A 12,238-nucleotide genomic window follows, 5' to 3' on the forward strand; every position below is an offset into this window, starting at 1 on the left:
ATCCAGGGAATGAACCATATCCTGAAAGAGGCGGAAATTGACAGGCAGAAGAACCTCCAAACTTATTCAATGCCCGATTTACCATTGAAAGCGGGCTTAATAGATATAATCGCCGGATTTATTGATCAATGACCTTCCCTTTCTGAGTTGGAATACCTATCTTTGTCCGTATCTATATGAATGTGTACAGGAAAAGTGTAACATGCGATTTCGTCGGGCAAGCGGCATGCAGTGAATTTCCGGTTGTGCCGATGCGCGGAATCGACAAAAATGATTAGGATGAAGAATTTGGATTACGGAATAATCGGGAACTGCCGTACCGCGGCATTGGTGTCGAAAACAGGGAGTATCGACTGGTTCTGTCTCCCCGATTTCGACTCGCCTTCTGTCTTTGCTAAACTGCTGGATGAGGAAAAGGGAGGTAGTTTTCATTTTGAGGTGTCGGATGAATATACCATTACCCAGAGTTATCACGGCCATACCAATATGCTGTTGACAAGATTTGATTCGCCTGAAAACGGGTTTATCGTGTTCGATTATATGCCCCGTTACGAGACCGAGGCGAACCGCTATTACATGCCGCCGGAAATTCACCGCTACATACGCGTCACCAGAGGACGTCCCGTAGTGAGGATAATATATGATCCGAAGATCAATTATGCCCGTGAAGAGGTGCGTCATGAAATAGTGGGAGGTTATATCAAAACACACTCGGCAGAGGACTCGGAGGATAAAATCTATCTCTATAGCAGCTTCGATCCGGAAATAGTGATTGGTCGCCGGGAGATTGAGCTCACCGGCCATCATTTCTTTCTTTTGTCCTATAACCAGAAATTAATGACTGTGGATATCAACCGTATCCTGCTCGAATACGAACGGACAAAGGTATACTGGCTCAATTTTGTAAACCGATCCAGGGATTATCTGCAATATAACGACATGATCAAACGCAGCCTGCTTGTGCTTAGACTGTTGTCATACCAGGAATCGGGAGCCATGCTGGCAGCGGTGACTACCAGCTTGCCCGAAAGTATCGGGGAGAATAGGAACTGGGATTACCGCTTCTGTTGGCTGCGTGATGCCTCCATGTCGATAGATACCCTGCTGTTCATGAAGCAGCGGGCCACCGCAGAGCGTTTTATCGGTTTTGTGAAACGCATCCTGAAATCATCGCGCAACGAGACCATCCAGATCATGTATGGCATCCGCGGTGAACGTGAACTGACGGAAGAGGAGCTGGCCCATTTGAGCGGTTACGAAGGGTCACGCCCCGTAAGAATCGGGAATGCAGCCTATTACCAGGAGCAGAATGACTCTATCGGTTATCTCCTGGATGTCATCTATAAGTACTATCTCTATTTCCCGGGAACGCTGGATGAAGTGGAGGAGATATGGGAGATCATCAAGAATCTGGTGCGCGCGGTCTTGGCTTCCTGGAGCAAGCCGGACAGGAGTATCTGGGAATTCCGTACCAGGAAGATGCATTTTGTCTTTTCCAAGGTAATGAGTTGGGTGGCAGTGGACAGGGCGTCGTTGATTGCTGAACTCCTGCAAAAAGAGTATTACGCCGAGAAATGGCGCCGGGAAGCGGATATGATCAAGGCGGAAGTGCATGAGAAGGGATGGAGCGAAGAGTTGCAATGCTTCACGCAGGCCTACGGTAATACGGATTACGACTCCTCGTTGTTGCTTATGCAGTTCTATGACTTTATCGAACCCGACGATGAACGGTATGTGAAAACGGTAAAGGCCATCAAAGAGCACCTTTATCATGAAGGACTGATGTACCGTTATAAGGCAGAGGATGATTTCGGTGTGCCTGCCTCCTCATTCACTATCTGTACATTCTGGCTGATCGAGGCGCTTTATAAGATCGGCGAAACAGAGGAGGCGCGTGAAATATTTGAGAAGATGATTTCCTATTCCAATCACCTGGGGCTCTACAGCGAAGATCTCGATTTTAAGACCAAACGCCAGTTGGGCAACTTCCCGCAGGCTTATTCACACCTTGCATTTATCAACACAGCGGTGCTGTTCTCGGAGGAGAAGCAGCTCTCCAAATTTATTCGTCCATAACGGGCAGAGTCCCTTTTTCTCCCGTAACGGCCGAGTTGATTTTCGCGAACGATCCGGGATAGTGCCGATTGATGAAATCGATCAGTTTTTCGCGGACAGCTACCCGGAGATCCCAGTTGCTGGATGAGTTGTTACTGCTGACCAATACCCTGATCTCTTTGTACCACTGCTTGCTGTCGGTGACTTGGATGTTATGGACACGTCCGTCCCAATTGGGGTCATTTCCCACTATGCGAGCCAGTTCTTCACGCAATGGTTCCAGGGGCAGGTCGTAAGAGACATAGAGGAATACTGTCCCCAATATATCGGAAGTGGTTCTTGTCCAGTTTTGTATAGGGTTGTTCAAGAAATAATCGATGGGTACGATCAACCGTCGCTCATCCCAGATCTTTACCACCGCGTAGGTGATATTGATCTCTTCGATCCGTCCCCATTCTCCCTCGATGACTACCACATCATCCAGTCTGATCGGTTGGGTAAAAGCAATCTGGATGCCGGAGAATATCTGTCCGAAACTACGTTGGGCCGCGAATCCGATAATAATCCCCGCCACACCGGCCGAAGCCAGCAGGCTGACACCCAGTTGCCTGACCGAATCGACCGTCATCAGCGCTATCGAAAAGAAGACAAAGGCTGTGAGTATGATTGCGATCCTCTCGATCATGCTCATCTGTGTAAGCCTCTTCCTGGCTTCAAGGTTGTTGGGATTATGGATGTCGAGCTTGTTCTGCCAATAATGAAAGGCACCCCTGATAACCTGTACCATTATCCATCCGAGTGTGAGAATCAGCAATATCCGGCTTATTTTCTGCAAGATGGCAAATGTACGGGCATCCTCCTGTAACAGCGCGCTGAATATATTCAATAATATCGAGAAAATAATCCATATCCCGGGAACTCTGAAAAGGCGGACAATAAAATCATCAATGTGGCTTTTGCTTTTACGTGTCCGAATCCTCCATTTCCTGATGATAAAATTAAAAGCAAGAGCCAGTATGATGAATAATCCAACGAATAGCAATGCAATCAATGGGTATCGTAGTGAACTGCCGGGGATAAGATGGTCGATAAAATCCATAGTGAGATTGTCATTGAATTAAGTTGGATAAAAACGGAATTACGGATGATTGCAGCGGAATACGGTATTTCGCCGCAGCAGAGAAATTACCCACCTTGATGCTGATACCGTCCGGAGGAAGCACCCTGAACATATCCTCATCGGTGGTGTCATCGCCGATAGCCAGTACAAAATCGTACGATCCCTTTTCCAGCCTGCGCGACACTTCGCTGCCCTTGTTGAAATCGGGAGGTTTGACCTCCACGATCTTATTTCCCGGAACGATCTGCAAGTTCAACCGGGAGCAGGGCCCTATGAGGGCATTGATCAGTTGCTGTGCCCGCAGTTCGGCAAGCCAGACGTCCACTTTGCGATAGTGCCATACCAGTGATGCGTCCTTTTGTTCGAGATAAGAGCGGGGAGTTTTGTCGATTGTATGCTGGATGATTTGAATGATCTCCTCGTCCCATTCCACTTTCTCCTGCATATTTTTGTGCCATTGCCCGTTTTCTTTGTAAAACATACCATGTTCGGCGGCAAAATCAAGCTCCAATCCATGAAACCACCGGTCAAGGATTTGACGGTTCCTTCCACTATTGATCACCACCTTGTTTCTTTTATCTCCGGACATCTTTTGTAAAAGCTCCATTAATCTGGGAGATGGAACAGCATCTTCCGGTTTTTTGACAAAGGGTGCAAGGGTACCGTCATAGTCGAGCAGGATCAGGCGGGAGGTGGCATCGTCATAAGCCTTCTTGATCTGGTTGAGCTGTCTTTTCCCTACGATCTTCTGGAGTATCTCCTTGTTCTGGACTTTGATGGCCTGTAGTTCTTCCACGAAATCGTTTGCCCATTTCTTCACCGACTGTTTGGATATCCGTTTCTGCATATTTTCCAGCCTTTCTCTCTTTTCCGGTTCGGGCATACGCAGCGCCTCCAATATGGCTCTTTCAATCTCGTCGCTGTCGTTTGGGTTGATGATGATGGCATCCTGTAATTCGATAGCGGCACCGGCCATTTCGCTGAGGATAAGAACGCCGCTGTGGCTGTTTTGGGTTGCCAGATATTCTTTGGCCACCAGATTCATTCCGTCGCGCAGAGGGGTTACCAGGGCAATCCCGGCGATATCATACATCGCGATCAGTTCTTCGAATGAGAAACTACGGTAAAAATAATAGATGGGAGTCCATCCCAATCTGGAATATTGGCCGTTGATCTCCCCGATAGCCTGGTCGATTTTTGTTTTCAGGTCGGCATACATATCCACACTGTCGCGTGAAGGCACCACTATCATGGTCAGCGATACCTTCTCATGATACTCGGGATGATTATCCAGAAACTGTTTAAAACCTTGCAGGCGGTGAAGGATACCTTTGCTGTAATCGAGGCGGTCTACGGAAAGTATTACGGTAGTGTCGCCAAGCTCTTTGCGGAGCATCTCCGACTTTTCTCTCACCGCCGGCAACCCGGGTGCCTCATGGTATTGCTCATAATTGATGCCCATCGGGAAAGCATCGACATGAACGATCCGGTCCCGGAGATTGATCTCGTCGAGGCTGCAGTTCAGATCCAGTACGCGATAGATGGCACTGATGAAATGCCGCATGTAATCATGCGTGTGAAAGCCGATAAGATCCGCGCCGAGAAGGCCTTCCAATACTGCCTCCCTTTCCGGCAACACCCTGAAAAGTTCGTAAGAAGGAAAAGGAATATGATGGAAATAGCCGATATTCGTGTCCGGTTTTTCGGTGCGGAGCATTTTTGGCAATAACATCAATTGATAGTCCTGGACCCATATCATGTCATCCTTTTCTATAAAAGGAATTGACTCCTGACAAAACAGCCGATTCACTTCCTGGTATGCCTGCCAGTATTCCCTCTTGTATTCGATATAGGAAAAAAAGTAATGGCACAACGGCCAGATGGTACTGTTGCTGTAACCTTCGTAATAGTATTCAATCTGATTGGCGGAAAGAAAAACAGGATGAAAATTCATTTCATGTAATTTCTCCGTGATCTCCTTCTTTTCCTCTTCATCCTCAGTATGAATACCGGGCCAACCGACCCAGTAGATTTCGGATTCTGTCTCCAGGGACCCGAGGCCTGTGGCAAGCCCCCCTTCACTTCTGACGATACAAAACCCTTTCTCTTCCCGTTCAATTTTGACAGGTAATCTATTGGCAATTATTATTATCTTCATATTTTATTCAACACTTTTTAAAGCAAGGGCCATGACTGTTTAAATTAAAATGAAAAGCGAAAAACACTTCCCACATTGTCACATGATTAAATTGGCACATTGATTTATTGACCCATTAGTATATTAATTATAACGTTATACTTTGATGAAAGATTAAAATTTAACTTATTTTTTTCTGTTTGGATTCTTTTTTTATCAAATGGTCCGCGAACAAAAAAAACAGTATGGTTTGTCGCTTCCACTTTTTTATAGTAATTTCGTTGCTCAGATTACAACGTTTTCGATAAGCAATAGGGGCGAAAGTCAACCTCGCTTGAATGTTTTCGATAAGTGAGTAGAGCGGAAAAACTTGTTTATACTATGTCGAGCATAGAGCTATTTCGTTCAGCGAGAGCAGAGTGAATTTATTTACTTTGCCGTTGCGAGAATTGGAAATCGAGGAGCAAGGCGACTCAGAGTGCCTGATGTAATTGAACTGTTGTGAAGTATCTAAACGGAGGATTGCAATTTTATAGTAACATCATCATATAATTATGGCAAAACAAAAAACTTACTTAACCTGCGACGGTAATCAGGCCGCCGCTCACATCGCGTATATGTTTAGCGAGGTGGCCGCGATCTACCCGATAACCCCTTCTTCCACTATGGCCGAATATGTGGATGAATGGGCGGCTGCCGGAAGAAAAAATATTTTCGGACAGCCGGTGCTGGTGCAGGAGATGCAGTCGGAGGCCGGGGCTGCCGGAGCGGTGCACGGCTCTTTGCAGGCGGGAGCACTTACATCCACTTTTACCGCCTCCCAGGGACTGTTGTTGATGCTCCCCAACATGTACAAGATAGCGGGAGAGTTGCTTCCCGGCGTATTTCACGTTTCGGCACGCGCATTGGCTTCACACGCCCTTTCTATTTTCGGCGACCACCAGGATGTAATGGCTGCAAGGCCTACCGGTTTCGCGCTTTTTGCCACCGGATCGGTACAGGAAGTGATGGACCTGGCGGCCGTAGCCCACTTGGCAGCGATAGAAAGCCGTGTTCCTTTTCTCCATTTCTTCGACGGATTCCGCACATCACACGAAATCCAGAAGATAGAGGCTTTATCGAACGACGACCTGGCACCCCTTATTAACCGGGAGGCTTTACAAGCATTTCGTGACCGGGCATTGAATCCGGATAATCCTGTTACAAGAGGCACGGCTCAAAATGATGATATTTATTTTCAGGCGCGCGAAGCTTCCAACCCGTTTTACGATGCGGTACCTGGCGTGGTGGAAAAATACCTCGAAAAACTGGCAGCGGTGACCGGCCGTAAATACGGCCTGTTCGATTATTACGGTGATCCGCAAGCCGGGAGGGTAGTGATCGCCATGGGTTCGGTAACGGAAACTATTCGCGAGGCAGTGGATTACCTTAACGAGAGAGGGGAGAAAGTGGGAATGGTGGCCGTTCATCTTTATCGTCCCTTTAAGGCCGAAGCGCTTTTGTCGGCAATTCCGGAAACGGCGAAACGTGTCGCCGTCCTTGATCGGACCAAAGAACCGGGTGCTGCCGGACAGCCGCTCTATCTTGATGTGAAGGATTCCTTCTATGGAAAAGAAGGTGCGCCTGAAATTGTGGGAGGAATTTACGGGCTTTCCTCCAAAGACACCACTCCGGCACAGATCGTATCGGTCTTTGAAAACCTCTCCATGAATATACCGAAAAACGATTTCACTATCGGTATTGTAGATGATGTGACATTCAAATCGCTTCCTTTGAAAGAAGAGATCACTATAGATGAGACCGCCTACGAAGCCAAATTCTACGGTTTGGGATCGGACGGTACCGTAGGAGCTAATAAAAACTCTATCAAGATCATCGGTGATAATACCGATAAATACGTACAGGCTTACTTCGCTTACGACTCCAAGAAATCGGGCGGATTTACTTGTTCTCACCTTCGTTTTGGCGATAATCCCATTCGTTCGACTTATTTGGTGAACACGCCCAATTTTGTGGCATGCCATGTGCCGGCCTACCTCCATCTGTATGATGTGACCAAAGGATTAAAAAAGAACGGAACATTTCTTCTCAATTCGCTATGGACTAAAGAAGAAGTGGGCAATCATCTGCCTGACCCGATAAAGAAATATTTTGCTGAAAACAATATCAGGTTCTATATCATCAATGCTACCAAAATTGCCGAAGAGATCGGATTGGGTAATCGTACCAATACCATCCTGCAATCGGCATTTTTTAAAATATCCAACGTTATTCCTTATGAACTTGCCGTGGAGCAGATGAAGAAATTCATTGTGAAATCATATGGAAGAAAAGGGGAAGAGGTGGTGAGAATGAACTACGCGGCGGTCGACCGTGGAGGTGACGTCGAAGAAGTGGAAGTGCCTATGGAATGGGCTGCTATCGAGACGGTTGCCGACACCTCCGGCGATGCGCCTGAATTTATCCGGAAGGTGGTACGCCCGGTAAACGCGCAGCGAGGTTACGGCCTGCCTGTATCTGCTTTCAGCGGCCGTGAAGACGGTACCTGGGAAATGGGTACAACCGCTTACGAGAAACGCGGGGTGGCGGTGAGCGTGCCGGTATGGAAGCCCGAGACATGTATCCAGTGTAATCAGTGTGCTTATGTATGTCCCCACGCCACCATCCGCCCCTTTGTCCTCGATGAGGAAGAACAGAAAGGTGTGGGAGAAGATGTGGAAATCCTCAAAGCACAGGGCAAGCAGTTTGCCGATATGGGTTTCCGTGTTCAGGTGGATGTGCTCGATTGCCTCGGTTGTGGCAATTGTGTGGATGTGTGCCCGGGCAAGAAAGGAGAAAAGGCGCTCGAAATGGTGCCCATCGCCACACAGTACGACAACCAGAAAAACTGGGATTATATGGTGGATAATGTGACCAGTAAAGCGCATTTGGTGGATGTGAAACTGAATGTGAAGAATTCCCAGTTTGCCACGCCGTTGTTTGAATTCTCCGGTGCCTGCTCAGGTTGCGGAGAAACACCCTACGTGAAGCTGGTCACACAACTCTATGGCGAAAGGATGATGATCGCCAACGCCACCGGTTGCTCCTCTATCTACGGCGCTTCTGCCCCGGCCACACCTTATACCAAAAATGAAGAAGGTAAAGGGCCGGCGTGGGCCAACTCGCTCTTTGAAGACAATGCCGAATACGGATATGGTTTTGCCATTGCCCATATGAGTATGCGTAACCGTATCCGGGACTTAATGCAAAAAGGGCTCGCCTCGGGAGAATTCACCGAAGAACAGAAAGAACTGTTCCGCCAATGGATCGATAACGGAGAGGATGCCGAAGTCTCGAAAGAGTTGGCTCCCAAGATCATCGCGTCTCTCACCGGGGTGAGGAACCAGATCGCGGCGGAGATCCTGTCGCTTGAGAAATATTTGTCCAAGAAATCAATCTGGGTATTCGGAGGTGATGGCTGGGCTTATGACATAGGCTTTGGCGGTCTCGACCATGTGTTGGCAAGTGGACAGAATATCAACATATTGGTCCTTGACACGGAGGTCTATTCCAATACGGGAGGACAATCATCCAAGTCGACGCCGATCGCCGCGGTTGCCAAGTTTGCCGCCGCGGGAAAGCGGATACGTAAAAAAGATCTTGGCATGATTGCCGCTACCTACGGATATGTATATGTGGCACAGGTAGCCATGGGTGCCAACCAGGCACAGACACTGAAGGCGATTAAGGAGGCCGAGTCTTACAACGGCCCTTCCATTGTGATTGCCTATTCTCCCTGTATCAGTCACGGCTTAAGAAAAGGAATGGGACACGCCCAGTCTGAACAGAAAGCCGCGGTGGAATGCGGATACTGGCACCTGTGGCGCTATGACCCGCGTCTGGAGGAAGAAGGAAAGAATCCGTTCCAGCTCGACAGTAAAGAGCCGGACTGGAGTAAATTTAAAGACTTCCTTCTCGGAGAAGTCCGTTACACCCAGTTGATGAAGTCATTCCCGCGGGAAGCCGACGAGCTTTTTGCCGCCGCGAAAGAGAATGCGCAATGGCGTTACCGCTCTTACCGGCGGATGGCTGAAGCGTCGTTTGCCGTGCCGGTAACAGACACAGCGGATGAGGCGAAGTAAATGACCATATAGTAGCTGCCATACTCCCGGGGGTGTCACTTATGGTGATACCCCCGTTGTTTGAAAATAATGATGTATCTTTGCGGTCTAAGAAGATGAACAGTTATGAAAATTCAAATCATCAACGGCCCGAATCTCAACTTGCTGGGTGTCAGGGAGCCGGAAGTATATGGTGGTCAGCCATTCGGCGACTATCTGGAACGGTTGCGGGCCGATAATCCCGGTATTGGGATCGACTATTTCCAATCGAATGTGGAGGGCGAAATCATTAACAAGATACAGGAAGCCGGATTTGAAACGGATGGCATTATCCTCAACGCTGGAGGTTATACCCATACCTCCGTAGCCATCCGTGATGCTATCAAGGCGGTCCCTGCTCCGGTGGTAGAGGTGCATGTCTCCAATGTGTACGCGCGGGAAGAGTTCCGCCACCACTCAATGCTGTCGGCTGTCTGCCTCGGAGTCATTGCCGGTTTCGGCACCGATTCCTATCGTTTGGCGTTGAGTGCTTTGGTTCTCAACCCATCATCACATCAATGAATTTACAAATCAACATATATGTATAAACATACGAAAATTATTGCCACTATTTCCGATAAACGTTGCGATGTGCCCTTTTTAGAACAATTATTCGATGCCGGAATGAATGTGGTAAGGCTTAATTCCGCCCATCTTGATGAAGAAGGGTTTCTCAATATCATTCACAATGTACGGATAGTTTCCGATCAGATCGCGATATTGGTGGATACCAAAGGACCGGAGATTCGCACCACGGTGTTGGAAAGTCCTATTGAATTGAAAAGTGGAGACAAGATAAGAATTGTGGGAAATCCGCAGGGCATCTCCTCAAGAGATACGGTATATATCACCTACCGGAATATCACCCAAGAGATGCATGTGGGGGATGATATCCTGATTGATGACGGAGAAGTGGATTTGGAAGTGATCGAGGTTGCGAGCGATTATCTGCTTTGCTGCGCCAAAAATGACGGGGTGATCGGTAGCCGCAAGAGCGTGAATATTCCCGGTGTGCGTATCAACCTTCCTGCAATTACTGATCGAGACAAGAAATTTCTCGAATTATCCGCAAAACACGATGTGGATTTTGTGGCGCATTCGTTCGTGAGAAACAGGGAGGATGTGGAAGCTGTGCAGGAAATACTGGACGCGCTGCGCAGTCCGATCAAAATTATTGCCAAGATAGAGAACCAGGAGGGAGTGGATAATGCCGACGAGATACTGGAAGCGGCTTATGGCATTATGATCGCCCGTGGAGACCTGGGAATAGAAGTAGCTCAAGAAAAAATACCCGGTATACAGCGTGTGCTGATAAGAAAAGCCATTCATCATAAGAAACCGGTTATTGTGGCTACTCAAATGCTGCACTCCATGATCAATAATCCACGTCCCACGCGGGCGGAGATTACCGATATCGCCAATGCGATCTATTATCGTACCGATGCGGTAATGCTTAGCGGTGAGACAGCCTATGGCAAGTATCCGGTAGAGGCGGTGCGTACCATGGCAAAGACAGCCTATGAGGCGGAACTGACCAAACTGTCGGAGAACGATATCCGGGTACCCTATGATCCTGATGATAATCGTGGGGTTACCGAATTTCTCGCCAAGCAGGCGGTGAAATCGTGTGCCATCCTGAATGTAAAGGCGATTGTGACTGACAGTCACACCGGCAGGACTGCCCGGGTCTTGGCTGCATTCCGGGGAAAGAGTCCCGTTTACGCTATTACCACCACCAAACGGCTGGCACGTGAGCTGGCACTCTCATACGGTATCTGGGCGGAATTTCAGCAAGGAAAAGGGGATGGTAACACCAAGGAGAGCCGGCGCGCCTATTTCACGGAAGCGATCAATCAAATGCTCGAAAAGAAGACGATCCGGTCTCAGGATAGAGTAGCTTACCTGGGAGGAAGTTTCGGTGAAACCGGAGGAACGACCTATCTGGAAATCATAGATGTCTGGAGAATTCTCGAAGCCAAAGAGAAATACAATCTACCCGATTATACAATGTAGCCATTGAATGTGCCAATGTGACTAATGTGTCAATGTGACTAATGTGCTAATGTGCCAATATAATAAGATGATGAGGCTCGCATGATAAATTAGTAATTGGTAATTGGTAATTGGTAATTGGTAATTCTAAAAGTAGTATCAATGAGCAAAATAGAAGAATACATACTCTCCCATATAGATGCGGAGCCAGAGGTGCTGAAAAAGATCGATCGGGACGCGCATGTGAAACTGTTGCAGGGAAACATGACTTCCGGGCATCTGCAGGGACGCTTCCTGAAAATGATCACCCAAATGATCCGTCCCAAGAGGGTATTGGAAATCGGTACTTTTGTCGGATATTCTGCTCTCTGTTTCGCAGAGGGCCTCGCGGAAGGAGGCGAACTTCACACCATTGAGATTGATGATGAATTAGAAGACCGGATACGCGATAATTTTGCGCAATCTGAGCACGGACACAAGATTATCCTTCATCTGGGTGATGCGTTGGATATCCTCTCCCGTTTTCCGGATGAAAGTTTCGATCTCGCTTTCCTTGATGCCGATAAGGAAGATTATGCTCTTCATTACGAGGGTACCCTGCCGAAAATCAGGAAAGGGGGGTTCATCCTGGTCGACAACACCCTTTGGTACGGAAAAGTGATAGAAGAGGTGAGAAGTAACGACTGGGCAACCCAAGCGATATTGGATTTTAACAGGAAACTGGCCGATGACGACCGGGTGGAGAAGGTGATCCTGCCTCTCCGCGACGGATTGACATTGATAAGAAAAAAATAA

At 47.9% G+C, this 12,238-nt stretch carries 7 protein-coding genes; 5 read left to right on the plus strand and 2 right to left on the minus strand.

What is annotated here, in order from left to right; translation table 11 throughout:
- The first annotated feature begins 279 nt into the window (after positions 1-279).
- Positions 280-2,076, plus strand: a complete 1,797-nt coding sequence (locus tag D7D25_RS01015; protein ID WP_122967106.1) for a glycoside hydrolase family 15 protein — start codon at positions 280-282, stop codon at positions 2,074-2,076.
- Here D7D25_RS01015 and D7D25_RS01020 read toward each other — a convergent pair.
- Together D7D25_RS01020 and D7D25_RS01025 are read right to left on the minus strand one after the other, a co-directional pair.
- Positions 2,063-3,154 (minus strand): mechanosensitive ion channel family protein, encoded by a 1,092-nt coding sequence (locus tag D7D25_RS01020; protein WP_122967107.1) that lies wholly within the window; start codon positions 3,152-3,154, stop codon positions 2,063-2,065. The two genes, D7D25_RS01015 and D7D25_RS01020, sit on opposite strands and share 14 nt — an antisense overlap.
- Before the next feature lie 10 nt (positions 3,155-3,164).
- Positions 3,165-5,333, minus strand: a complete 2,169-nt coding sequence (locus D7D25_RS01025; protein WP_122967108.1) for a bifunctional alpha,alpha-trehalose-phosphate synthase (UDP-forming)/trehalose-phosphatase — start codon at positions 5,331-5,333, stop codon at positions 3,165-3,167.
- A gap of 533 nt (positions 5,334-5,866) precedes the next feature.
- Here D7D25_RS01025 and nifJ point away from each other — a divergent pair.
- The 4 genes from nifJ (at position 5,867) to D7D25_RS01045 (ending at position 12,238) form a co-directional block, all read left to right on the plus strand.
- Positions 5,867-9,433 (plus strand): pyruvate:ferredoxin (flavodoxin) oxidoreductase, encoded by a 3,567-nt coding sequence (gene nifJ, locus D7D25_RS01030; RefSeq protein ID WP_122967109.1) that lies wholly within the window; start codon positions 5,867-5,869, stop codon positions 9,431-9,433.
- A 105-nt stretch (positions 9,434-9,538) separates the two neighbouring features.
- Positions 9,539-9,973 carry a type II 3-dehydroquinate dehydratase gene (gene aroQ / locus D7D25_RS01035; protein ID WP_122967110.1) on the plus strand — a complete coding sequence of 145 codons (435 nt, stop codon included), beginning with the start codon at positions 9,539-9,541 and terminating at the stop codon, positions 9,971-9,973.
- Positions 9,974-9,991: 18 nt separating this feature from the next.
- Positions 9,992-11,464 (plus strand): pyruvate kinase, encoded by a 1,473-nt coding sequence (pyk, locus tag D7D25_RS01040; RefSeq protein WP_122967111.1) that lies wholly within the window; start codon positions 9,992-9,994, stop codon positions 11,462-11,464.
- A 141-nt stretch (positions 11,465-11,605) separates the two neighbouring features.
- Positions 11,606-12,238: an O-methyltransferase gene (locus D7D25_RS01045; RefSeq protein ID WP_122967112.1), complete on the plus strand. Its 633-nt coding sequence runs from the start codon at positions 11,606-11,608 to the stop codon at positions 12,236-12,238.

This window comes from Proteiniphilum sp. X52 (genome assembly GCF_003712195.1).
Classification (GTDB): Bacteria; Bacteroidota; Bacteroidia; order Bacteroidales; family Dysgonomonadaceae; genus Proteiniphilum.